This is a genomic window from Streptomyces changanensis, from assembly GCF_024600715.1.
Taxonomy (GTDB): domain Bacteria; phylum Actinomycetota; class Actinomycetes; order Streptomycetales; family Streptomycetaceae; genus Streptomyces; species Streptomyces changanensis.
The window spans coordinates 6,346,585-6,369,271 of record NZ_CP102332.1 but is presented as its reverse complement, the minus strand read 5'-3'; the positions used below and the strand labels follow the sequence as shown (position 1 = coordinate 6,369,271).

At 75.5% G+C, this 22,687-nt stretch carries 20 protein-coding genes; 12 read left to right on the top strand and 8 right to left on the bottom strand.

Going from position 1 to position 22,687, the window contains the following annotated elements; genetic code table 11:
* Positions 1-165: 165 nt before the first annotated feature.
* The 3 genes from NRO40_RS27890 to NRO40_RS27880 all read left to right on the top strand — a co-directional run bounded on the left by NRO40_RS27890 (position 166) and on the right by NRO40_RS27880 (position 2,747).
* Complete coding sequence (locus NRO40_RS27890) at positions 166-642, top strand: VOC family protein (protein ID WP_058940520.1); 477 nt, start codon at positions 166-168, stop codon at positions 640-642.
* Between the two features lie 202 nt (positions 643-844).
* Complete coding sequence (locus tag NRO40_RS27885; RefSeq protein WP_058940519.1) at positions 845-1,414, top strand: hemerythrin domain-containing protein; 570 nt, start codon at positions 845-847, stop codon at positions 1,412-1,414.
* A 79-nt stretch (positions 1,415-1,493) separates the two neighbouring features.
* Positions 1,494-2,747: a cytochrome P450 gene (locus tag NRO40_RS27880; protein WP_058940518.1), complete on the top strand. Its 1,254-nt coding sequence runs from the start codon at positions 1,494-1,496 to the stop codon at positions 2,745-2,747.
* A gap of 507 nt (positions 2,748-3,254) precedes the next feature.
* Here NRO40_RS27880 and NRO40_RS27875 read toward each other — a convergent pair.
* Together NRO40_RS27875 and NRO40_RS27870 are read right to left on the bottom strand one after the other, a co-directional pair.
* Entirely contained in the window at positions 3,255-4,331 is a 1,077-nt protein-coding gene (locus NRO40_RS27875) for a selina-4(15),7(11)-diene synthase (RefSeq protein ID WP_198549250.1), read from the bottom strand.
* Positions 4,332-4,687: 356 nt separating this feature from the next.
* Positions 4,688-6,073 carry a cytochrome P450 gene (locus NRO40_RS27870; RefSeq protein ID WP_058940517.1) on the bottom strand — a complete coding sequence of 462 codons (1,386 nt, stop codon included), beginning with the start codon at positions 6,071-6,073 and terminating at the stop codon, positions 4,688-4,690.
* 236 nt (positions 6,074-6,309) lie between these two features.
* Here NRO40_RS27870 and NRO40_RS27865 point away from each other — a divergent pair, with 236 nt between their 5' ends.
* Positions 6,310-7,659 (top strand): cytochrome P450, encoded by a 1,350-nt coding sequence (locus tag NRO40_RS27865; protein WP_079046802.1) that lies wholly within the window; start codon positions 6,310-6,312, stop codon positions 7,657-7,659.
* A 167-nt stretch (positions 7,660-7,826) separates the two neighbouring features.
* Here the strand turns inward: NRO40_RS27865 and NRO40_RS27860 are convergent, their stop codons facing one another.
* The 3 genes from NRO40_RS27860 to NRO40_RS27850 all read right to left on the bottom strand — a co-directional run bounded on the left by NRO40_RS27860 (position 7,827) and on the right by NRO40_RS27850 (position 10,771).
* Positions 7,827-9,023 carry a DNA polymerase III subunit beta family protein gene (locus NRO40_RS27860; RefSeq protein WP_079046801.1) on the bottom strand — a complete coding sequence of 399 codons (1,197 nt, stop codon included), beginning with the start codon at positions 9,021-9,023 and terminating at the stop codon, positions 7,827-7,829.
* A gap of 223 nt (positions 9,024-9,246) precedes the next feature.
* Entirely contained in the window at positions 9,247-10,233 is a 987-nt protein-coding gene (locus tag NRO40_RS27855; protein WP_058940516.1) for an NAD-dependent epimerase/dehydratase family protein, read from the bottom strand.
* 76 nt (positions 10,234-10,309) lie between these two features.
* Complete coding sequence (locus tag NRO40_RS27850) at positions 10,310-10,771, bottom strand: cupin domain-containing protein (RefSeq protein ID WP_079046811.1); 462 nt, start codon at positions 10,769-10,771, stop codon at positions 10,310-10,312.
* A 319-nt stretch (positions 10,772-11,090) separates the two neighbouring features.
* Between NRO40_RS27850 and NRO40_RS27845 the strand changes: the two genes are divergently transcribed.
* Both NRO40_RS27845 and NRO40_RS27840 read left to right on the top strand, forming a co-directional pair.
* On the top strand, positions 11,091-11,492 hold the full coding sequence (locus tag NRO40_RS27845) for a hypothetical protein (RefSeq protein ID WP_058940514.1): 402 nt from the start codon (positions 11,091-11,093) through the stop codon (positions 11,490-11,492).
* 16 nt (positions 11,493-11,508) lie between these two features.
* On the top strand, positions 11,509-11,682 hold the full coding sequence (locus tag NRO40_RS27840; protein WP_079046800.1) for a CsbD family protein: 174 nt from the start codon (positions 11,509-11,511) through the stop codon (positions 11,680-11,682).
* A gap of 103 nt (positions 11,683-11,785) precedes the next feature.
* Here the strand turns inward: NRO40_RS27840 and NRO40_RS27835 are convergent, their stop codons facing one another.
* Positions 11,786-13,525, bottom strand: a complete 1,740-nt coding sequence (locus NRO40_RS27835) for a glycoside hydrolase family 71 protein (protein ID WP_058940513.1) — start codon at positions 13,523-13,525, stop codon at positions 11,786-11,788.
* Positions 13,526-13,740: 215 nt separating this feature from the next.
* Between NRO40_RS27835 and NRO40_RS27830 the strand changes: the two genes are divergently transcribed.
* Positions 13,741-15,234, top strand: coding sequence for a bifunctional phosphatase PAP2/diacylglycerol kinase family protein (locus NRO40_RS27830; RefSeq protein WP_058940512.1), 1,494 nt, complete (start codon positions 13,741-13,743; stop codon positions 15,232-15,234).
* On the opposite strand, the gene NRO40_RS27825 is transcribed toward NRO40_RS27830, so the two are convergent.
* Positions 15,224-16,201, bottom strand: coding sequence for a nucleoside hydrolase (locus tag NRO40_RS27825; RefSeq protein ID WP_058940511.1), 978 nt, complete (start codon positions 16,199-16,201; stop codon positions 15,224-15,226). The genes NRO40_RS27830 and NRO40_RS27825 overlap by 11 nt on opposite strands.
* A gap of 466 nt (positions 16,202-16,667) precedes the next feature.
* Here NRO40_RS27825 and NRO40_RS27815 point away from each other — a divergent pair, with 466 nt between their 5' ends.
* From NRO40_RS27815 to NRO40_RS27795, 5 genes are all read left to right on the top strand, one after another.
* On the top strand, positions 16,668-17,609 hold the full coding sequence (locus tag NRO40_RS27815; protein WP_232790950.1) for a MerR family transcriptional regulator: 942 nt from the start codon (positions 16,668-16,670) through the stop codon (positions 17,607-17,609).
* 289 nt (positions 17,610-17,898) lie between these two features.
* Entirely contained in the window at positions 17,899-18,525 is a 627-nt protein-coding gene (locus NRO40_RS27810) for a DUF6230 family protein (protein ID WP_058940510.1), read from the top strand.
* A gap of 1 nt (position 18,526) precedes the next feature.
* The gene (locus tag NRO40_RS27805; RefSeq protein WP_232790949.1) at positions 18,527-19,018 is read left to right on the top strand and encodes a DUF6114 domain-containing protein; all 492 of its coding nucleotides are present in this window, start codon (positions 18,527-18,529) and stop codon (positions 19,016-19,018) included.
* Positions 19,019-19,150: 132 nt separating this feature from the next.
* Positions 19,151-19,819, top strand: coding sequence for a hypothetical protein (locus NRO40_RS27800; protein WP_058940509.1), 669 nt, complete (start codon positions 19,151-19,153; stop codon positions 19,817-19,819).
* Between the two features lie 283 nt (positions 19,820-20,102).
* Entirely contained in the window at positions 20,103-21,716 is a 1,614-nt protein-coding gene (locus NRO40_RS27795; protein WP_058940568.1) for a phospholipase D family protein, read from the top strand.
* Between the two features lie 422 nt (positions 21,717-22,138).
* On the opposite strand, the gene NRO40_RS27790 is transcribed toward NRO40_RS27795, so the two are convergent.
* The gene (locus tag NRO40_RS27790; RefSeq protein ID WP_058940507.1) at positions 22,139-22,633 is read right to left on the bottom strand and encodes an MSMEG_6728 family protein; all 495 of its coding nucleotides are present in this window, start codon (positions 22,631-22,633) and stop codon (positions 22,139-22,141) included.
* Positions 22,634-22,687 lie beyond the last annotated feature (54 nt).

Sequence of the window (22,687 nt, the reverse complement as noted above, 5' to 3'; positions counted from 1 at the left end):
ATGCCCTACCGCGGAGGCGGTACCGACCGCCGGAGGGCCGGGCGGACCGCCCCGCCCCACCGCCCCGGCACACCCGCCACGACCGACATGACCGCCCTACGATGGTCCGGGGGGGGCGCGGCCGCCACCGGTGGTCGCCGACACCGAGCGAAAGGCAGGAGTCCGGTGAGCGCCACCCCCATCCCCCAGGACCACCCCCGCGTCACCCCCTACCTCGCCGTCGACGGGGCTGCGGCGGCGATCGACTTCTACCGCACGGTGCTCGGCGCCGAGGAGCGCATGCGGATGACCGGACCGGACGGCCGGGTCGGCCACGCCGAGCTGGTACTCGGCGACTCCGTGATCATGCTCGCGGACGAGTTCCCGGAGATGGGGTTCGTCGCCCCGGGCACGGTAGGCGGCTCCCCCGTGCTCCTGCACGTGTACGTGGAGGAGGTCGACGCCGTCTTCGCCGAGGCCCTCGCCCGGGGCGCGAGGGAACTGCGCGCTCCCAAGAACGAGTTCTACGGGGACCGGAGCGGGCAGTTCGAGGACCCGTTCGGCCACCGCTGGAGCGTGGCCACGCACGTGGAGGACGTCCCGGCGGAGGAGTTGGAGCGGCGCGCCGCGCGGGCCGCGGGCTCCGCGGGGGACGGCGCCTGAGACCCGCGGCCGGGACGGGCGGGCGCACGCGGCGCCCGTCGGCGGCGGCGGGGCCGGCGCCCATGACGCGGCGGGCGGCCGCCCGCCGCCTGAGTGATAGCGGGGGCGCCGGGTTGCTTCCGGGACGCCACGTGGGATCTGACCGGTGGGGCTTCGTCACCGACGTCGATCGAACAGCCACGGGCTACGGAGAGGACCGATCATGGGACACGGCGGGAACGTCATCCAGGAGCTGACCGCTGACCACCGCGAGGTGGACGAGCTCTTCGCCCGGATCCAGGCGATGCCGCCGGGCGACCCGGGGCGGCGCGAGCTGGCCGACGAGCTGACCAGGGAACTGGTCCGCCACGCCGTCGCGGAGGAGGAGCACCTGTACCCGACGGTGCGCCGCTACGTGGACGACGGCGACGACCTCGCCGACAAGGAGATCGCCGACCACGGCCGGATCGAGGGCCTGCTCAAGGACCTGGAGGACTGCCGGCCCGACGACGACCGCTTCGACGCCCTCGTCGACGAGCTGAAGGCGTCGGTCACCGCACACGTGGCCGACGAGGAGAACCACCTGTTCCCCCTCCTGGCGGAGTCCTGCTCCGGGGAGGCGCTCGACGTGCTGGGCGCGCGGGTCCGGGCCGCCAAGGAGAGCGCCCCGACCCGGCCCCACCCCGCCGCGCCCGACACACCGCCCGCCAACCGGCTCCTCGCGCCCGGCATGGGGATGGTGGACCGCGTGCGCGACGCCCTCAGCGGCCGCGGCCACCAACGGCAGGGCTGAACCGGCGGGCGGGTGGCGTGACGGGCGTCACCCGGCCCGGAGCGGTTTCCGTTTCCGACAAACCGGGCAACCGTGGCACATGTTTCTTGATCGAAAACACCTGGTCGACCGCACCGCACCGCTGCTGACGGCCGGTTACGCCTGGCTCCCCGACCGGATGCGCGCCGCGCCGGACGACGTGGTCCGCACACGACTCATGGGACGCCCCGCGCTCGCCGTGCGGGGCCCCGAGGCGGTCCGCTTCTTCTACGACGAACGCCACGTGCGGCGCGAGGGGGCGCTCCCGGGCCCGGTGCTCTCGACGCTCTTCGGGCACGGGGCGGTCCACACGCTGGACGGGGAGGCCCACCGCGTCCGCAAGGCGATGTTCCTCGCGCTGCTCACACCCCCCGAGCAGGTCGCGGACCTGGTGGAGCGGACCACCGCCGCCTGGGACGACGCCGTCGGGAGCTGGCGCGGCCGGCCGGACGGCGTGGTGCTGTTCGACGAGGCCGCCCGCGTGCTGACCGTCGGCGTCTGCGGCTGGGCCGGCGTGCCGCTCGGCTCGCGCGACCCGGCCGCGGTCTCCCGCGACCTGGTCTCCCTGGTCGACGGCTTCGCCACCATGGGGCCGCGGCACTGGCGCGCCCGCGCCGCGCGCCGGCGGTGCGAGGCGTGGATCGCCGGGCTCGTGGACGACGTGCGCGAGGGCCGGACGGAGGTGCCCGAGGGCAGCGCCGTCGACGTGGTGGCGCACCACGTCGACGCGGACGGCCGGCCCCTGGACGCGCGGACCGCCGCCGTCGAGGTGCTCAACATGCTCCGGCCGACCGTGGCCGTCGCCTGGTTCGTGACCTTCGCCGCCCACGCCCTGCACCGCCGGCCCTCCCACCGGGCGTGGCTGCGGGACGGCGACGCCGCCCGCACCGCCGCCTTCGCGCACGAGGTGCGCCGCTTCTACCCGTTCGCGCCGTTCACCGGCGGCCGGGCGGCCACCGACCTGTCGTGGCGGGGCGCGCACGTGCCGGCGGGGGGCCTCGTGGTGCTCGACCTGTACGGGCAGGACCACGACGACGCGCTCTGGACGGACCCGTACGTCTTCCGCCCGGAGCGGTTCCTGGAGCGGCCCGTCGAGCGGGACGAGCTGGTGCCGCAGGGCGGTGGGGACCCGTCGAGCGGCCACCGCTGCCCCGGTGAGGCCTTCACGATCGCCCTGCTCGAAGCGTTCGCCGTCCGCCTGGCCCGGCTGGAGTACACCGTCCCGGAACAGGACCTGCGGATCCCGCTGCGTCGCGTCCCGACCCGCCCGCGCAGCGGCTTCCGCATGGTCGTCCCCCCGGCGGCCGCCGGGTGAGGGGCCTGCCCTGACGCGGCCGCCGGGCACACCGGACCGCTCCGCCGCCCGCGAAGACGACGGGGTGGTCCTCCGGCCAGCCGATCCGGCGCGCACAGCGTCTCGACCGCCACGGTGATGTCCGCGATCGCTGTCGTTCCGCCTCGGGGACGCATCCCCTTCCGCCCTTTCCCCTCGGATTGCCCCGCGCTGCGGTCGCCAGGACCTCGTTGATGCCGGCTTCGAGACATGCGTGCTGATCACGGGCGTGGTCGCGTATGCCCGGTGCCCGGCGTCGACCCGTCCACTGGGCGCCGTCCGCGCTCCTCACTCGCCGCACTTGCGGGTGAGAGAGCGCTCGCGACCAGGGCTGAGGCACTGTGAGGCGTTGCTGCTCGCGTGGGGCAACGGTCGGCGGTGTGTCACTCCGCCGACACCCGCCGCCGAGCGCGCCGACGGCGCTCGGCGGCCGTACTGCCGAGCGCCGTGACAGCGGATCACAGGGGCGGGCGTGCCGGTGCCCGAGAGCTATCCGCCCAGGGGGGCCGTGCGGGATGCGGGCACCAGGTCCCACCACCAGGAGATGGACGCGATGTCCAGCGGCTCGGTGCTGTCGTCGGTCGGTCGGTCGGTGAACGCGTGGGGAAGGTCGGCGGGGTCGTCCGGCGTGGTGTAGCGCAGAGAGGTGATGCTCCAGTCCTGGGTGGCCCGGATGAAGGCGGCGAGGCTGCGCAGGTACTGCCGCATCTGCGGGCTCCCTTGGTCCTCGAGTTTCGCGCGCAGGCTCAGGAACAAGCACATCACGCGGTCCCGTTGGGCGACGGCCATGGTCAGCGCCGCCTCCGGGCTGAGGTCGTACTCGTGCATCAGTACGCGCACGCTGTTCAGGTAGTAGCCCGTCCCGCGGCTCTCCTTGTGGTGCGAGTAGATGTCGTTGTCCCACGTCGTGATGAACGACGTCATCTCGGCAGCAGCCCGCAGCGCCGGGCTGTCCCGCTCATGGGGCTGGAGCTCGTACCCGTGTCCCATCTCCAGGAACGGCTGCACGACGGAGGTCGCGCCGTCGTAGAGACGCATCAGCGCGTAGTCGTTCAGGGTGGGCACCCGGTTCGCGGCGCGCTGCTCGGCCTCCCAGACCACGGCGAAGAAGTATTCGCGCAGCGTGTCCACCCATCGCCCGACCTGCAAGGCCGTCCCGCAGCGGGACACCCGCAGGGTCAGGTCGCGCAGCCCCTCGGCCAGCGGGTCGCCGGCGAGCATCGGTGTGTGCGGGTTCTGGGCCACCCGCAGCAGGCGGTGCAACACCGCGGCCAACTCGTAGGGCTTGTCGGCCAGGTCGCCTTCCTCGCAGTAGCCGTCGTCCACGGCGAACAGCCAGATGACGAAGTCGGAGAGGACCGCGACGACGTCCTCCTGGCCTTCGGGGAGGATCCGCGAGGCGAAGGCCCCGATGTCCTGGGTGGCGAGCCTGCTCCGCCACTGCGGTGACCCGAGGTCGAACTGATCGGCCCAGGCCGCCGTCTGCTTGTCTATGGCGGCGTGGCTCGGGTGGATCGCGGACGGGATGGGTGCGTACGTCGGCGGAATCACCAGGGGTGAGGACACCCTGGTCCCCTTTCAGCTCGTTGGTACGCGGACGCGACTGCACACACGAACCATGGCCAGAGTCTTACGTTGAGTAATTGACTAGGCGCATCGTACTGATGGGAGGTCAGCTCTCCAAGGCCGGCCGCGGGGGCATTCCCCGAGTGATCGGATTGGGACCGGTCCCCCTCACCCTGGTTCACCAGGGCTCCCGCCCCGGTCCGCGCCCGTCTGGCGAGGACGGTGAGGGAGGCGCTTTCCACAGTCCGCCCTCCCCTTCGGTCCACCTGCACGGAGGCCGCCCCGCGGCGCTGCGGGCGCGGGCGTCGTACGCGACCGGGCCCGAACCACACACGCGGTTCGGGCCCGGCGCCGTCTCACCGTCGTCCGAGGAACCGCTGCCACCACGACCGGCGCGCCGGAGCCGTGGCGGCAGGCTCCGCAGCCGGTGAGGCGACCGCGGGCAGCGGCTGCGCGTGCGTCGGCGACTCCTGGGCCGCGGGCCTGCCGCGCCGGGGAGCGAACCGCACCGGCACACTGTTCAGACGGGTGGAGACCAGCGAGGTGCTGAAGTCGAGTTCCGACTCGGCCACGGCCAGGTCGAGGTCGGGCAGCCGCGTCAGCAGGGTGTCGATGGCGGTCTCGGAGATGGCACGGCCGATGTCCTGGCCGGGGCACTCGTGCGGCCCGGCGCTGAACGCCAGGTGGGACCGGTTGCCCGGCGCCGGGAGATGCAGGTCGGGCCGGATCTTCGGATCGGCGTTGCCGGCCGCCAGGCCCAGCAGCACCATGTCCCCGGCACGCACCAGCTGGCCACCGAGCTCGATGTCGCGCCGCGCGAACCGGAAGGCGCCGACCGACAGGGGCGGGGCGTCCCACATGACCTGCTCGAGCGCGTCGGGCAGGGTGAGGGACCCGCCCGACAGGCTCGCGCGGAAACGCCGGTCGGTCAGCACCATCAGCAGCGCGTTCGCCATCAGGTTGGTCGTGTTCTCGTGCGCGGCCACGATGGCGTGCCGCAGGTGCTCCATGACCTCCTGATCGCTCAGGTTCGACCCGTGGTCGAGGAAGTGGCTCGCGAGGTCGGGGCCGGGGTCGGCCTTCTTCCGCTCCACCAGATCCGACATGATCGACACGAGCAGGTCGTTGCTCTGCAGCGCCGTCTCGCTGCCCTTGACCATGTCCCGCACCGCAGCACCCAGTGGCAGGGCGTCGGATTCGCGCACCCCCATCTGACGAGCCATGACCAGGGCGGACAGCTTCTCGGCGAAGTCGGTGACGAGATCGGCGCGGCCGGTGTGCGCGAACGAGTCGATCAGCTGGTTCGCGTAACGCACCACGTAGCGGCGGATGGAGTGCCGGTCGATCTTCCCCAGGCTGTCCACCACGGCCTCGCGCAGCCGCGCGTGCTCCTGTCCGTCCGCGAAGACCAGCAGCGGCTGCCAGGCCGTGAGCGGCAACAGCGGGGAGTCCGGCGGCAGTCGCACGTTCCAGTTGCGCGAGTCGCACGACCACGACGCCGGCGTGCGCATGACGTCGAGGTTCTCCCGGTGCCCGAGCACGAACCAGGCCGGTACGTCACCGGGCAGCAGTACCGGCGCCACCTGGCCGTGCTCCCGGCGCATCCGTTCGTAGAGGGCATACGGTGTGGCGGCCTCCGGCCCGTACATCGGCTGCCGCGCGGCGCGCATGCCGGTGTGAGCGGGGCACTGCGGCGGGGGAGCATCGGCAGGTATCGCGGTGCCGTCTGTTGGTGTGGTCACAAGGCCCTCCGGAGGGGCGACTGCATACGGTCAACGACGCCCCGGCCCTACCACGACGCGGAATCGAGCAGTCCTCAGCAGGAGGGACGTGGGCAGCATAGCCGCCGTCACCCCACCGCACGCGCGCCCAGGGGGCGTTGACCAGGCACGGCGCTCTCGCGCCGGCAAGTCGGCCCATGGTGAGATGGCGACTGATCACCGAGAGCGCAACTCTGGTACGCGAGTGAGGAAATGCCGTGACAGATCACCGACCGGGTCCGACTTCGCCCCCGCGGGTTCCTGGGTCGATACCCCTGCTCGGGCACGCGCTGAGCCTGTGGCGCGACCCCCTGGGCTTCGTCACCTCGCTGCGCGCCCACGGCGACCTCGTCCGCGTCGACCTGGGGCTGATGCCGATCTACGTGGCCACCTCGCACGACCTCGTCCACGAGATCACCGTCGCCCAGGCCCGCAGCTTCGAGAAGGGCCGCTTCTTCGACCGGCTGCGGCCGCTGGCGGGAAACGGCCTGGCCAACGCCGACGGTGAGACCCACCGCCGCCACCGGCGGATGGTCCAGCCGATGTTCTCCGCGGACCGGATCGCCGACTACTCGGCCATGATGAGCCGCCAGGCCGAGGCCATGGCCGACTCCTGGACGCCGGGCCAAGTCGTCGACATCGAGCAGGCCATGGCCGACTACTCGATCGAGACCCTGGCCGCCACCCTCTTCAGCACGGACATCGGGCTGCCGGCCGTGGAGGCCGTACGCACCAACCTGCCCGTCCTCCTGAAGACCCTCCTCATGCGGGCCGTGTCACCGAAGGCGCTCGACCGGCTCCCGATCCGCGCCAACCGGGAATTCGACGCAGCCGCCGCCCGGTTGCGGGCCGTGATCGACGACGTCGTCGCACACGCCCGGACGACCGGCCCTCGCGACCGGTCCGACCTGCTCACCCTGCTCCTGGCCGCGCAGGACGCCGACAGCGGCACCGGACTGACCGACACCGAGGTCCGGGACGAACTGTCCACCATCATGTTCGCCGGCGCCGAAACCACGGCCACCGCCCTCGCCTGGGTCTTCCACGAGCTGGCGGGCCGACCCGATGCCGAGGAGCAGATCGCCGCGGAGGTCCGCGACGTGGTCGGCGACCGAGCGGTCACCGTCGCCGACGTGCCGCGCCTGCCCGCGATCCGACGGGCACTCGACGAGGTCCTGCGCCTGCACGGCGTCCCCCTGCTCATGCGGCGCACCACCGCACCGGTCCGCCTGGGCATCCACGAACTGCCCCCCGGCACCGAGGTCGCCTTCAGCCTCTACGCCCTGCACCGCGACCCCGCCGTCTACGAGCACCCCGACCTGTTCGACCCCGACCGGTGGCTCCCCGAGCGGCGCGCGGCCATCGCGCGGCACCAGTTCATCCCCTTCGGGGCCGGCAACCGCAAGTGCATCGCCGACCAGTTCGTCTGGACCGAGGCGACCATCGCCATCGCCACCGTCCTCCAGCGCTGGCGGCTCTCCCCCGCACCCGGCCACACCCCCAAGGAAGTCGCCTCCGCCGTGGTGCACGCCGATCGCCTCCCGATGGTCGTGCACCCTCGCGGCTGAGCGTCCGGCACGGTGAAGGCCGCCGCCGTCGCCGAGGCGGCGATCACCGGGACCACTCCCACTCTCGGCAGCGCAGCGCTGACGGAGCGCCGAGCGGTGCTCCAGGAAGCGCGACGACCGGGTCGTCCGAGTCTCATGGGCGTGTCCTCCGTCCCTCTCGGTGGTGGTCATCCGGCGGCACGGGCGGTGGTCCCCGCGACGGTCGTGGGGGCGGTGGTCGTGGGGGCGGTGGCTCCGGCGCTGGTGACTTCGGCGGCGGTCGCTTCGGGGACCGTGGCGGCCACGGGAGCGGTGGCGGCGACGGGCATGACGAGGGTGGTGAAGCTGCCCTGGTCGGCGGAGCGGACGACGACCGGCCGGTCGGGGGCGGTGATCTCCAGCAGCACGTCCGGCCCGACCCCGGCGTCGAGGGCCGGGAGGAGGGCCGCCGGGTCGAAGGCCACCTCCACCGGGTCGCCGTGGCCGACGGCCGGCAGCGCGGCGCCGGCCGTGCCCCGCCACACCGGCGTCAACCGCCCGGCCCCGGCGCGGAGCGTCAGGGGCGTGCCCGGAGCGGCCGCCCCGGCGACCGCGACCGCCGCGCGCAGAGCCGCCCGGTCCGTGACGACCCGGTGGGGCGCGGCGGGCAGCGCGTCCAGGACCGCGCGGTAGTCGGGGAAGGTCCCCTCGACGGTCGGCACGGGCAGGGACGCTCCACCGTCGACGAGCCGTACGCCCCGCCCGTCGGTCTCCAGGGACACCTCGGGCCGGCCCAGGGCCCAGGAGGCGAGTTGCCTCGCCCGCCCCTCGTCGATCAGGACCCGGCACGGAGCCCCCTCGACGCCGCGCGGACGCAGGGCGCGTACCGAGAGCCGGTAGCGGTCCGTCGCCACCAGCCGCACCTCGTCGTGGTCGAGCTCGACCAGGACGCAGCCCAGGACGGGGAACTCCTCGCGCCCGGACGCGGGGGCCGTCGCGGGGGCGACCTGCCGTACCGCGCTCGCCAGTTCCGCCCCGCCGAGCCGCGCGACGGTCCGGGTGACGCCGCCGGGCAGCGAGCGCAGGACGTCGTCGAGGAGCGACCGGGCCGCGTCGGCCGTGTCCCGCGCCTTCCTCGCGTGCTCGCGCAGGATCGTCCGGGCCTCCTCGGGGGTTCCGTCCAGAACCACGGCGGCGTCGGTCAGCGGCATCCCCGCCTCCCTCAGCCGCCGCATCAGCAGGGCCCGTTCCCGCTGGTGGGGGGCGTAGTACCGGTAGCCGGTCACCCGGTCCACGCGGGCCGGCGGGAGGACCCCGCAGTCGTCGTAGAAGCGCAGGGCGCTCGGGGCCAGCCCGACGCGGCGCGCGAAGGCGCCGATACCCATCAGCTCGTCGCTGTCGTCCATGCCGGCGATTGTGGGCGTTCAAGCGGCTTGAAGGTCAAACCGGTCCTGGGGCGGCCCCGGCCGCGCGGGGCGCGGCGCCCCGGAGCCGGCCCCGGCCGCCCGCCGGCGGACTCGCTCCCCCGCCCGGCGTCCCCCGCCCGCCGCCGCTATCCCGCCCGTCGTCCGCCGGCGGGCCCGCTCCCCGCCCGTCGTCCCCGCCCGGCGCCGCTCCTCGTGCCGGGGCTCAGTCGAGGGCCGCGAGCAGGGCCCGCTCCCGCTCGGGGCTCAGCCCGGCGCGCCGCTCGCGGTCCAGTCCCAGCTCGCGCTCCCAGCGGAGCGTGTCGGCGAGCAGCTCGGCCCGGGGCCGGTGCCGGAGCCCGGCCGCGCGGGCCGCCGCGCCGCCGCGGGCGGACCAGCCCTCCCACCCCGGCTCGACCATCCACATCGGCAGCGACTCGGCGCCCATGAACCCGGCGACGCCCTGCGCGACCAGCCACGCCGAGTCGGCGGTCACCACCGGGCCGGTGTGCCCGCCGAGGGTGCGGGACAGGTCGATCCACTCCCCGAGCGGGACGACCGGTCCGACCGCGTCGTACGTGCCCGTGGTGCCCTCCGCCGCCGCGTCGAGGAGCCAGCCGGCGAGGTCGCGGACGTCGACCACCTGCGTCGGCAGGGCGGGGTCGGCCGGTATGAGCAGCGGGCCCCGCGGGTCGCGCGCGGCGCGGGCCACCCAGTAGCCGGCCCGGTCGCTCCGGTCGCCGGGGCCGCCGATCAGGCCGGCGCGCGCGACGAGCAGACGGTCGCCGACCGCCGCGCGGGACGCCTGCTCGCAGGCGACCTTCGCCGCGCCGTACGACGACCGGTCGACCTCGTCGAGGTCGGTCGGGTCGAGCAGCGGCGCCGACTCGTCCGCGCCCGGCTCGGCGTGCGTGGCGTACGCGCTCACGGACGAGACGTACGTCCAGTGGCGGGCCCGGTCCCCGAGCGCGTCCAGCGCCCCGCGCACATGGCCCGGCTGCCAGGACACCTCGACGACGGCGTCCCAGGTACGGTCCGCCAGCGCCTGGTACGCGCCGGGCGCGCGCCGGTCCGCGGCCACCAGCGTCGCGCCCGGCGCCACCTCACCGCTCTCGCCGCGGGCCAGACACGTCACGCGGTGACCACGCTCGAGCGCCTGCCGCGACACCTCACGGCCCAGCCAGGCCGTCCCACCCAACACAAGGATCTCCATGACGCCACCCAAGCACCCCGGGGGCCGGGCGCCCAGACGGGTTCGCCACCGGCGGACGGCGCCTCGCCGTGGGGCTTCAGGGGAGGAACGGGGCGAGTTCCTCGCGCAGTCCGGGCCGGTCGGCGAAGTCGTCGGGGCCGGCGAACCGGTGGTCGGCGTAGTCGAAGCCCGGGGTGACGACCTCCGCCACCAGCGCGTGCGCGGCGTCGCCGGTGAGCCGGGAGCCCTTCCACACCTGCCCGGGGACGACGAGGAAGTGCCGCTCGCCGGCGCGCAGCGTGACCCTGTCGAGAGCGCCGTCCGGGGTGACGGTCACGTACTCGACGGGGCCGCCGTCGACGAGGAAGTGGAGGATGTCGCTGCGGTTGCGGTGCAGGCGCCCGAGCGGCTCGTCACGCGTGAGGAGGTAGTGGATCGCGGTCGCCGTGGGGCGCGGCCCGGCGGGCGTCGGCGCGGTGTGCGGGCTGGTGTAGATCCGCTGGAAGTACCCGCCCTCGGGGTGCGCCTCCAGCCCGAGGCGGCGTTTCCGGTCCGGCACGGTTCCCTCGCTCTCCTCGTCTTCCGGCCACCCTACGACCGGGACGACGCGCCGGGTGGGGACACTGCCGAGCCGCGTGCGGGGGTACGCCACCGCCGCGGCCGCCGCCCGACGCGCCTCGCCTCCCGGTCCGGCAGCGGTGGCGGTGGCGGTGGCGGTGGCCAGGGGCGACCGGGCCGGGTCGCCTGGCGGGGCCGCGCCCCGGGCGGCGATCCCTGGGGCCCGGCAGGGGGCGCCGTCGGCTTCCGTGGCCGGTGGGTGGGGGCGGCGCTACGGTGGAATTCCCCCCGTCGGACGGCTCCGTGGGAGCGAGGTCGCCATGGGCCGTACCACCCGGCCGCTCTTCGGGTCGCTCGCCGCGGCCCGGGTCACGCGCGTCGCGAGGGGCGCCGTACGGGCCGTGGGACGGGGTGTCCTCGTGGCGCGGGACGGGGTGCGGCTCGCGCGGGGCGCCCGGTACGACGCCCGTGGCCTGTCGCGGCGGCGGGCGCTCCTCGCCCGGGACCTCGCATCCGGCCGGATCGGGCGCGCCGAGTACACGTGGCGGGAGCGGGCGCTGCTGCGCCGGCTGGAGTGGATCCGCCGCTACTGGACCGGGGCCGGAACGGGTGGCCCACCCGCGCGGCGGACGGACCGGCGGATGAACCGGCGGATCGGGGGAAACCGGAGCGGTGAGGGGACGTCGCGCCCGCCGGACGTGGGTCGCGGCCCCGAAACGTGAGCAGGAGGTGTGGGACATGACCACTGGCAAGAAGGCCGAGAACGCCGCACAGAGCGCGAAGGGCAAGGCCAAGGAGGCCGCGGGCAGGGCCACGGGCAACGAGCGCCTGGAGGCCGAGGGGCGTGCGGACCAGGTCAAGGGCGACGCCAAGCAGGCCGGCGAGAAGCTGAAGGACACGTTCAAGCACTAGGGACGTTCCGACCCGGGCCGTGGGGGCCCGGGGGCCGACCGTCCGGACGGGGCGGCCCGTGGTGGTGACCCACCGCGGGCCGCCCCGTCCGCGTGGACGCGGGTCAGTCGCAGCAGCCCGGGGCGTCGCGGCCGCTCGTCGCGGCGTAGTACTGGAGGTCCTGTACCGCGACCTGCCGCCTCACCCGGTACGGCAGTTCCACCGCGGCCCGGGTCCGGCCGTCGCGGACGGCCTCCGCGGAGACGGTGCCCGGGCGCAGCGGCACCAGTACGGTCCGCACCCCGGCGGGCAGCCGGTGGGCGGAGGTGGCGGGGCCGACGGCGGCGCGGACGGTGGCCGGGCGGGTGAGGAAGGCCACGACCTCGACCGTGTCGCGGGGTGCGGCGCTGCTGCCGCGCGGCGCCATCAGCCGGTGCTGGCCGCCCGTGGGCGCGGCGCCGGCGAACTGGGTGCGCGAGGAGACGTACAGGGTGTCCCGGGTGATCCGCGGCCAGGCGCCCGTCTTGAACCGCGTCAGGTAGTACGCGCTGAGGTCCAGGTAGGCGTGACCGTTGTGCAGGGACGGCGCGAAGTGGGTGCCTTCGGAGTAGTCGTTCCAGGTGGTGAGTTGGACCCAGTCCGCGTCGCCCTCGATGGCGCGGTTCCAGGTGGCGCGCAGGGTGGCGGTGTTGCCGGCCTCGTCGTAGACGCCCTGGTTGGGGCGGGCGTCCTGGACGGAGACCGGCTCCATCCAGATCTTGCCCATGCCGTGGGCGCGCCGGGCGTCACGGCCGGGGTCGACCTGCCCGGTGTGGCTGCGGCTCCCCCAGTCGGAGAAGCCGTGGCTGATGGGGGCGAACGCGTCGTGGTGGGCGCCGTAGTCGAGGAAGAGCGGGACGAACGCGGTGCGGACGCCGTGCCGGGTGCGCAGGGTGTCGAGCACGCCCGCCCACCAGCCGGCGCCGCGGGCCTCGGCCTTGAACGGCGAGACGACGAGGCGGCCGTCGTCGAGTCGGTGCGCGGCGGGGTGCCTGCCCAGGTCTGCGAGGGCGTCGGCGAGCCGTCGGGGGTCGGTGGTGCGCAGGGACGCCATGTCCGGCATGAGCATGATCTTGAAGTCGGGGTCCACCGACCGGGCCGCGTCCATCAGGAGCCGGCAGCGTTCCCAGTTCCTGCCGGAGAGGGAGAGCAGGTCGAGGGTGAAGCCGTCGAGTCCCGCGGCCCGCGCCGTCCGGACCTCCTGCCGCAGGTTGGCGAGCTCCCAGTCGCCGGTCTTGGGCGGGACGGGTACGGGCCGGTCGCGCAGGAGCCCGCCGTAGGCGCTGTGCTTGCCGCGTTCCCCGTGCGGGGTGAGGTAGTTGCGGGTGTAGTAGTCCCGCCCTGCCTCCTGGTTGTCGAGGGAGAGCGGGTAGGGCGTGAAGTAGTGGGCGAAGACGAGTTTGCCGCGGGCGCGCAGGGCCGCGCGGTCCGGCAGGTCGAACGGGAGGGCGGGGGTCGGGTGCGCGGCGGCGCCGGATCGGCCCGGTCCTCCGGTGGCGCCGGTGTCGTCCGCGGCGCCGCGGTCGGGTGACGGCCCGCCGGTCGTGGGCCCGCGGTCGGTACGGGCCGGGGCCGTGGTCGGCGGGGCCGCCGGCGGTTCCGGCGCGGGGCGGGGCGCGGGCGGCGCGGTGGAGGCGACGCCCCCGCGCGCGGCGCCGTCCACGGCGTCACCGCCCTGGTGCAGGCCCCAGGCGCTGGCGAGCGTGGCGCCGGTGCCGGCCAGCAGTAAGCCGGCGACGACCGCGGTGACGGTCCGTCCCCGGCGGCGGGTCCGCCGGTGCCGGCTGCGGTGGGCCCCGCCGTGTCCGCCGTCTTCCGTCCTCATCGCGACCTCTCCCTCCGGGCGGCCGGTGTCGGAACGCCCGACAGAAGTAGAGCGGATCACCAAGATCCGGACAACTGTTCGTCAGGAACGGAGCGCGGGGCTCCGTTCCAGGCGGCGCGACCGTCCCCGGGGCGACAGGCGTCGCACACCCCCCTCCGGGTACGTTGATCGGGGTCGGGACGTCCGGTCCCGGCTTACGGGAGGAGAGTCAGGCCATGCGGAAGGCGGCGAGGGCCCGGAGCGTACTCAGTCGGCTGGACCGGGCGGTGTTCGCGCAGGTGGCGCAGCGCACCTGGCCCGCGGCCGAGCCCGTCCTCCCCCGGCTCAGCCGGAGCGCCGACCACGGGGTGCTGTGGTTCGGCGTCGCGGTCGGCATGTGGACCCTGGGCGGGGCGCGCGGGCGCCGGGCCGCGGTGCGGGGCGTGACGTCGCTCGCGCTCGCGTCGGCGACCGTGAACACCCTGGCGAAGGGGGCCGTGCGGCGCCGGCGCCCGCTGATCGACCGGGTGCCGGTCGCGCGCCGGCTGCCCCGCCAGCCGTTGACGACGTCCTTCCCGTCCGGACACTCGGCGTCCGCCGCGGCGTTCACGGCGGGGGTCGCGCTGGAGTCGCGCGGACTGGGCGCCGTGCTCGTGCCGGTCGCCGCGTCCGTCGCGTTCTCCCGGGTGTACACCGGGGTGCACTACCCCAGCGACGTCCTGGTGGGGATGGCGCTCGGGGTGGGCGCGGCCTTCGCGGTGCGCGGGATGGCCCCGACACGCGACCTGGTGGCGGTGCCGGCGCGCCCGCGCGCCGAGGTGCCCGCCCTGCCGGACGGGGACGGGCTGGTGGTCGTGGTGAACCCGTCGTCCGGCGCGCAGCCCCAGTTCGTGGACCCGGTGGCGCAGATCAGGGGGCAGCTGCCGAAGGCGGAGGTCGTGCTGTGCCGCGCCGGTACGGACTCCCTCACCGACCTGCTGGAGACGGCCGCGGCCGGGGCGGCCGCGCGGGGCGGGGTGTTCGGGGTGTGCGGCGGTGACGGCACGGTGAACGCGGCGGTGGCCCCCGCGCTGCGGCACGGCGTACCGCTGCTGGTGCTGCCCGGGGGGACGTTCAACCACTTCGCCGCCGACCTCGGCGTCGACACGGTGGCCGAGGGCTGCCAGGCGGTGGCCGAGGGGCACGCGGTCCGCGTCGACGTCGGGCGCGTGGTGCGCGACGGGGACACCGACGAGCCGGTGTACTTCCTCAACACCTTCAGCCTGGGCGTGTACCCGGAGCTGGTACGGCTGCGGGAGCGCTGGTCGCCCCGGATCGGCGGCCCGGCCGCCACGCTGCTGGGCGCCGCCCGGGTGCTGCGCACGGCGACGCCCCTGCGGGCCGAGGTGAACGGGCGGCGCCGGCCGATGTGGTTCCTGTTCGCCGGCAACGGCGCGTACCGCAGTGTGGGGCTCGCCCCGCTGCGCCGCCATGACCTGGCCGACGGGGTGCTCGACGTGCGCATCGCGCAGGCGGGCCGGCTGGCCCGGCCCCGGCTGCTGGCGACGGCGGCGGGCGGCCTCGCCCGGACCCGGCTGTACGCGGCCGCGCGCAGGACGTCGCTGCGGATCGGCGGGCTGCCGCCGCAGACCCCCATGGCGTACGACGGCGAGGTGGTGCCCGCGGCGCGCGAGCTCGTCCTCGACAAGCTGCCGGAGGCCCTGACCGTCTACCGGCCGCTCACGGACTGACGCCGTCGCCGTCCGCGGGTACCGGCCTGCGGGGCGCGCCGAGGACGCGTACGGCGTCGACGAGCAGGTCCCAGTAGGCGGCCACGTCCACGTCGACGCCGACGTGCGCGTTGGGCGGCGCCCCGGTCACGCCGTCGAGGTCGACGACGGTGGCCCCGCGCGTGTGGGTGCCGGTGAGTTCGACCGCCACGGGCGCGTGGACCAGCCGGACGAGCCCCGGGGTGATGACGTGGGCGACGGTGAGCGGATCGTGCAGGGGCGGGGCCGGGAAGCCGAACACCTCGCGGTAGGTGTCGCCGAAGTAGGTGAGCAGCTCGGTGCAGAGGTGGGCGAGGGGCGTGCCCAGGGCCCGGAAGCGGTCGACCACCTCGCCGGTGGCCAGCGCCCGGTGGCTGACGTTCAGTCCGATCATGGTGACGTGCAGTCCGCTGCCGAGGACGATGTCCGCCGCCTCCGGGTCGGCGAGGACGTTGAACTCCGCGGCGGGCGTGCGGTTGCCCCGACCGGTCGAGCCGCCCATGAAGACGATCCGCTCGATCCGGGCCGCCGCGTCCGGGTGGGTGAGCAGCAGGGTGGCGATGTTGGTGAGCGGGCCGGTCGGCACGAGCGTCACGGGCTCGGGGTGGGTGAGGAGGGTGTCGCGGAGGAACGTGACCGCGTCGCGGCCGTCGACGGGCACGGTCGGCGGGCCGAACCCCGGCCCGTCGAGGCCCGACTCGCCGTGGATGTCCGGTGCCACGATGCCGGGCCCGTGCAGCGGGCGGGCCAGGCCCGCGGCGACGGGCACGCCGTCGATGCCGGCGGCGGTGCACACGCGGCGGGCGTTGAGGGTGGTCTTCTCGACGGTCTGGTTCCCGGCCACGGTCGTGATGCCGAGGAGCCGGACGGCCGGATGGGCCGCGGCCAGCATGATGGCGAAGGCGTCGTCGTGCCCGGGGTCGCAGTCCAGGATGACGGGGATGGGCATGGGTCTCCTCTCCTGCGGCGGGCGCGGCCGGCGCCCGCCGCCCGTCCCCACCCTCCCCCGCCGCGGCCCGCCTGTCACGGCCGCCTCGGCCGACCGGCGCCGGCGGGCCGCCCGGGGGCCGGCCCGGGGGCACGGGCCCGCCGGAGTGACGGGCGCGGGGCCCTGTTCGAGGGCCTTGTGCGGGGCCCGGCTCGGAAGCCGGTGCGGGAGCTGTGCGGGGCCCGGCTCGGGAGCCGGTGCGGGGGCCGGCTCGGAAGCCGGTGCGGGAGCTGTGCGGGGCCCGGCTCGGGAGCCGGTGCGGGGGCCGGTACGGGGCCCGGCTCGGGAGCCGGCTCTGGGGCCGGTACGGGAGCCGGTGCGAGGCCCGGTGCAAGAGCGGTGCGGGGCCTCGTGCGGGGGCCGGTGCGGGACCGGATGATCGCGGGTAACGGTCCAGGGGTGTGGTGCGCCCCCTAGACTCCCGTGGATGAGCGGACGGGGTAAGCAGCAGCCGGATCGCGACGGGCGTACCGGCCCCGGCGACCAGCGACAGCGGCAGCGGCGGGGGAAGCGGTACCGGCGCGACGAGTTGGCCCGGGCGGCCGGGGTGAAGGAGCGCAACCTCCGCTACTACCAGGAGCGGGGGCTGCTGCCGCCGCCCGAGCGGGAGGGGCGGATCGCCTGGTACTCCGACGAGCACCTGGCGCGGCTGCGGCTCATCGACGACCTGCTGGGCCGGGGGTACTCGGTCAACGGCATCGGCGAGCTGCTGCGGGCGTGGGAGCAGGGCAGCGGTATCGCGGGGCTGCTGGGGCTGGAGCGGGTGATGTCGCACGGCTGGGTGAACGACGAGCCGGTCAGCCTGCCGATGTCGGCCCTCGCCGAGCTCTTCGGGACGGCGGGCACGGCCGACGACACCCGCCGGGCGGTCGAGCTCGGCTACCTGCGGATCGACGGGGAGACGGTGACGCACGTCAGCCGCCGGCTGCTGGACGCCACCTCCGCCGTGGTCCGGGAGGGCGTTCCGGTCTCGGAGATCCTGGACGTCGCGGCGTTCGTGCGGAGCCAGGCCGACGCGGTGGCGGGCCGGTTCGTGGACCTGTTCCGCCGGCACGTCATCGCGGGGCGGGAACTGGACGAGCTGACGCCGGACGACGTCCAGCGGGTCATCGACGCGGTGACGGCCCTGCGGCCGGTCGCCGGGGACGTGGTGGCCGCGGAGTTCTCCCGCGCGATGGCTGAGCGGATGGACGCGGAGATGTCGGGCTGGCTGCGCGGGGCGCACGGAACGCCGGCGGCGCAGGGGGCGGTGACGCCGGGGGCGCAGGGGGCGGTGACGGCCGAGGGGCCGGCGGAAGGTGCCGGGAAGGCGGCCGAGGCAGGTGGGGCGGCAGGGGCCGGAGGGGCGGAGGAGCCGCCCGTCGAGTAGGCCGAAAAGCGCCGTCCACCAACCTTGCCAATGGCCAATGGCACTCTTACATGCAACCCGTCGGTAACACCCGCGAGTACGGTCGGTGTCACGCCCCCGTCCCGCGGCCGCTCTCCGCTCACTCTCCCGCGCACCGCCGCGTACCCCCGGTGGCCCGTTCCGCGCCGGGCCCCCGGAGCCGCCTGACGGCACGTCACACCCACCGCGGCGACATCCCGCGTGTGCGCGTACCGACATCCGCGGCCGCACACCCCCGTGCGGCCGCGCACACCAGCAGAGGGGATCGTTCATGAGAAAGGCACCCCCGACGGACACGGACGAGGTCGTCGGCCGTATCCAGTGGAAGCGCTTCGCCGCCCTCTCCGCACCGGGCGTCGCCCTCACCGCCGCCCTGGGGGTCGCGCTGTCGAGCGGGGCCCTCGCGGCCTCGTTCGCCGTCTCCGGCCAGCAGTTCAAGGTGTCGGCCGACCGGCTGACCGGCGAGGGCTTCGCCCAGTACGGGAGCATCGACACCAACGCCCGCGGCGAGCTGTTGCCCGTCGCGGTCACCGCCATCCGCTCGGCGAAGCTGCACAGCCTGTGCCAGTCGGTCGTCACGTCCCTGCCGGTGGTGGGCGACATCTCCCTCAACCTCACCGCGGGGAAGACGACGCCCGTCACGGCCACCGACCTGTTCGTGGACGCGACGCAGCTGTCGGGCGACGCGGCCTTCACCAACATCGAGATCGGCCGCGACGCGTCCACCCTCGACAAGGGGCCCGACGGCGGCCAGGGCATGCAGGACCTCTTCGGCCAGCAGGCCGACGACATCAGCATCAGCGGACTGAAGCAGGTCGCCTGGGCGACGAACGCGGGCACGTTCAAGCTCGCCGGGCTCAACATGAAGGTCACCAAGGGCAAGAAGGAATGCTTCTGACATGCCGTCACCGGTGGATCGGACGGCGGGGCCGGACGGGGCGGAGCACACCGCCGCCCCGCCCGCGCCGCCCTCCCGGGAGCGCGTCGGCCTGAGGTACCGGTGGCGCCGCTGGCGCCGGAGCCGGCCCTTCTGGGGCGGGCTGGTCACCGCCCTCGCGGGGGCGGAGATCTGCGCGATCCCGCTGGCGCCGATGGAGGTGATGCTCCACCAGGGCATCGCCGGCGTCCCCTCCGTACTGCTCGGAATTGTCATGATCATGCTAGGCGTGTCGGTGTGGTGGTCCCCGCAGTACCGCTCGCTCGCGGGCGTCGTCACCACTCTGATCGCCGCGGCCGCCCTCGTCATGTCCAACCTGGGCGGCTTCCTCATCGGCACGATCCTCGGCATCGTCGGCGGCGCCATGACGTTCGCCTGGCAGCCCGTGGCCCCGTCCCCCCACTCCACCGGGACGGCGCCCCCGGCACCCGCGGCCACCACCGCCGACACCTGACCGGACACGGCGGTCATCCGCTCCGCGTGTCCGCACCACCGTGGTCACCCACGGGCTCCACCCCCTGTTCGGGCCCCCCACACCCGCACCCCCGTGACATCCCGTCACACCATCCCCGAAGGAGCACGCCAGATGGCAACCCTCACGATCCGCACGGCGCTCGCCCTGGGCACCGGCCTCGCCACGGCCACGGCGCTCGCCCTCGCCGGCACCACCTCCGCCGCGGCGCTCACCGCGCCGGCCGCGGCCGGCTCCACCACCGTCACCCCCGCCGGGCACGGCTTCGCCGCCTCGCTCAGCGGCAAGGCCACCCTCAAGGCGGGCGCGGTGACCGTCACCTGCTCCGTCTCCGCCTCCAGCGGCACGGTCCCCGCCGCCCCGGGCAACCACAACGCGGCCGGGCCGGTCACCAGCGCGATCACCCCGCCCACCTTCTCCTCCTGTACGACGAGCATGCCGGGCGTCAGCGCATCCGTCAGCACCAGCGGCGCCTGGACCGTGTCGATGCAGCACGGCTCGCCGATCGTGGCGTCCTTCACCGTGCCGACCGGCGGCCTGGTCGTCACCACCTCCGGCATCGCCAGCTGCACCGTCACCGCGGCCCCGACGGCGCCCGCCGCCACCAGCGGCACCTGGGCCAACGGCGCGCCGTCCTCGCTGGCGTTCTCCAACGCCCAGGTCCCCGTCAAGGTCGTGGGCGGCTTCGGCTGCCCGACCAGCGCGACGTCCTCGTCGTTCACCGCGAAGTACCTGGTGACCGACAAGACGGACCCGGCGCAGCAGATCACCGTCTCCGGCTGATCGACGGGCTGCGGGGCGGCATCGTCCGGCACGGCGCCGCCCCGCGTCCCGCTCCGCTCCACCGAGGTCCCGCCCACGACGCCCCGTGCGCCGCGGGCGGGACCTCGGCCGTCGGCGACCCGTGCTCCACCCCCGCCAGCGTCACGCTCCGGGAGCGCCCGCGCCGGTGGACGCGCCCTCGGGACGCGCGGGCGGCCGGCGGGGCGCGCGGATGGGCCGGATGGGCCGGTCGCGGCGGGGTACCCGGAAGGCCACGCACGACCCGACGGCCGGAGGACCCCCCGTGGAACCCACCGACTGGCTGCTGACCGCGACGGAACGCGGCAATCCGGCCGTCCGCCTGGACAGCCGGCGCGGCGAGGCCGCGTGGTCCACCGGCAACGACGTGCGCCCGCTCGTCCACGGCGCGGCGTACTTCGCGGAACTGCTCGCCGCGGTCCGTGCCCAGCGCGCCGGTGAACTGTGCCTCTTCACCGACTGGCGTGGCGACCCCGACGAGCGGCTGGACGGGGAGGGCAGCGGGATCGGGGCCGTCCTCGCCGACGCGGCGCGCCGTGGTGTGATCGTCAAGGGACTGGTGTGGCGCTCGCATCTGGACCGCTTCCGGTTCAGCGCGGAGCAGAACCGGCACCTGGGCGAGGTGATCGAGGCGGCCGGCGGCGAGTACCTCCTCGACATGCGGGTGCGCCCGGGCGGCTCGCACCACCAGAAGTACGTCGTCCTGCGGCACCCGGACCGCCCCGAGCGGGACGTCGCCTTCGTCGGCAGCACCGACCTGTGCCACAACCGGCGCGACGACGCCGAGCACCTGGGCGACCCGCAGGCGCTGCCCATCGCCGACGCGTACGGGCCGCACCCGCCGTGGCACGACATCCAGCTGGCGGTGCGCGGCCCGGCGGTCGGGGACGTGGAGGCGTGCTTCCGCGAGCGCTGGGACGACCCCGCACCCCTCACCCGCAGCCCCCTGTCCCGGCTGCGCGGGCTCCTCCGCCACGAGGACACCCGGGCCGACCCGCTGCCGCCCCAACTGCCCGACCCGCCGCCCCGCGGCACCCGCGCCGTGCAGGTGCTGCGCACCTACCCGCGGCGGCTGGTGCACGGATACGACTTCGCCCCCGACGGCGAGCGCAGCATCGCGCGCGCCTACCTCAAGGCGCTGCGCCGCGCCCGGTCGCTCATCTACCTGGAGGACCAGTACCTGTGGTCCACGGACGTGGTGCGGTGCTTCGCCGACGCCCTCCGCGCCCACCCCGGCCTGCGGCTGGTCGCCGTGGTCCCGTCCTTCCCCGAGTCCGACGGGCGGCTGGCGCTGCCGGCGAGCCTCGTCGGCCGGATCGCCGCGCTGGAGGGGCTGCGCCGGGCCGGCGGCGACCGGGTCGCCGTGTACGGGCTGGAGAACCACGCCGGGACGCCCGTGTACGTCCACGCGAAGGTCTGCGTGATCGATGACGTGTGGGCGGTCGTCGGCTCCGACAACGTCAACCTCCGCTCGTGGACCCACGACTCCGAACTCAGCTGCGCCGTCCTGGACGAGGCCGCCGACCCCCGTGAGCCGCGCGACCCTGGCGGTCTCGGCGACGGGGCGCGCCGCTACGCGCGGGAGCTGCGGCTGACCCTGGCGCGGGAGCACCTGGACCGCGCGGAGCCCGCCTCCCCGGACGCCCCGGAGCCGCTGTGCGACCCCGCCGAGACCTTCCGCGCCTTCGCCGCGTCCGCGGCCGCGCTGGACGACTGGCACGCCGGCGGCCGCCGCGGGCCGCGCCCGCCGGGCCGGCTGCGGACGTACCGGACCCCCCGGCTGTCACCGCTCGCGGCGGCGCTGTCCCGCCCGGCGTACCGGCTGCTCGTCGACCCGGACGGCCGCCCGGGGCGGCTGCGGCGACGCAACACCTACTGAGCGGGCCGGGGCGGGGCCCGATCCGCAGACCCGCACGACACTCGCAGGGCCTGAACGTGCCGCGCCGCCCGCCCGGCGGCCGCCACCGGGGCCGGCCGGCCCCCGGCGGCACCGGCGGGCGGACGCACGTCGGCCCGGCGGGCCCCCGGCAGTGGCCGGCGCGAGCGAACAACACGGCCGACCACCCTGCCCGGGACGGGCTCCGCCCCGGCCCGGACCGCTCCCCGTACGGCCCGGCCCGGGGTGGTGCGCCGGTGGTCCTGCCCGACGGGCCGGCGCACCGCGTGACCGCCGACGGCGTCCGTTCCCGGGCGGCGGCCTCCCGGGGCGTCGCCTGAGCGCCGGGCCTCTGCGGGACGGGCACCCGGCCCCCGTGGGGGTGGGTCTCCCCCCGCCCGGACGGGGCGGGCGCCGGGGGCGGGTCAGCTCGGGGCGGTCCCCGGGCGGGCCTCCGGGTCGCGGTCCGACGCGGGCCAGACGTAGTCGAGGTCGCCCGGGACACCGGGGAAGCACTCCGTGTAGTACCCGGGGTCCTTGCGGACCAGCGCCGACTGGTGGCTGCGGTGGAACAGCGGGTCGCCGAGCCAGGGCGGCACCTCCCCCGTCCGCGCCAGCTCGTCCTGACCGCGCACGGGCGTGTCGGGGCGCAGCTCGCCGTAGCCGGCGAGGAGCGAGTCGGCGCAGGTGTCGCGGTGGCCCCGCGCGGTCCAGACCTCGCACATCTCCAGGCCGTACCGGACCAGGGCCTCCTCGTAGCCGATCCACATCCGCACGGCCGGGTGCCGGCGCCATCCGTACCCGGGGACGGTCAGCCCGCGGAACACCTGGAGGGCCTCCACCCGCTGCTTGCCCAGGCGCCGGAGGTCCATCGCGCGGGCGGAGTCCTCGAACGACGGGTACGGCAGGAAGGTCTGCACGCACCCGTGTCTACCGCAGGCGTCCCCGCGCCGCACGTCCGCGCGCGCCGACGC

What these genes read in the sequence shown, in the direction of transcription:
- NRO40_RS27885 (WP_058940519.1), top strand. Translation starts at nt 845, where the DNA reads ATGGGACACGGCGGGAACGTCATCCAGGAGCTGACCGCTGACCACCGC.
- NRO40_RS27880 (WP_058940518.1), top strand. Translation starts at nt 1,494, where the DNA reads ATGTTTCTTGATCGAAAACACCTGGTCGACCGCACCGCACCGCTGCTG.
- NRO40_RS27860 (WP_079046801.1), bottom strand. Translation starts at nt 9,023, where the DNA reads ATGGACGACAGCGACGAGCTGATGGGTATCGGCGCCTTCGCGCGCCGC.
- NRO40_RS27855 (WP_058940516.1), bottom strand. Translation starts at nt 10,233, where the DNA reads ATGGAGATCCTTGTGTTGGGTGGGACGGCCTGGCTGGGCCGTGAGGTG.
- NRO40_RS27845 (WP_058940514.1), top strand. Translation starts at nt 11,091, where the DNA reads ATGGGCCGTACCACCCGGCCGCTCTTCGGGTCGCTCGCCGCGGCCCGG.
- NRO40_RS27840 (WP_079046800.1), top strand. Translation starts at nt 11,509, where the DNA reads ATGACCACTGGCAAGAAGGCCGAGAACGCCGCACAGAGCGCGAAGGGC.
- NRO40_RS27835 (WP_058940513.1), bottom strand. Translation starts at nt 13,525, where the DNA reads ATGAGGACGGAAGACGGCGGACACGGCGGGGCCCACCGCAGCCGGCAC.
- NRO40_RS27830 (WP_058940512.1), top strand. Translation starts at nt 13,741, where the DNA reads ATGCGGAAGGCGGCGAGGGCCCGGAGCGTACTCAGTCGGCTGGACCGG.
- NRO40_RS27825 (WP_058940511.1), bottom strand. Translation starts at nt 16,201, where the DNA reads ATGCCCATCCCCGTCATCCTGGACTGCGACCCCGGGCACGACGACGCC.
- NRO40_RS27815 (WP_232790950.1), top strand. Translation starts at nt 16,668, where the DNA reads ATGAGCGGACGGGGTAAGCAGCAGCCGGATCGCGACGGGCGTACCGGC.
- NRO40_RS27810 (WP_058940510.1), top strand. Translation starts at nt 17,899, where the DNA reads ATGAGAAAGGCACCCCCGACGGACACGGACGAGGTCGTCGGCCGTATC.
- NRO40_RS27805 (WP_232790949.1), top strand. Translation starts at nt 18,527, where the DNA reads ATGCCGTCACCGGTGGATCGGACGGCGGGGCCGGACGGGGCGGAGCAC.
- NRO40_RS27800 (WP_058940509.1), top strand. Translation starts at nt 19,151, where the DNA reads ATGGCAACCCTCACGATCCGCACGGCGCTCGCCCTGGGCACCGGCCTC.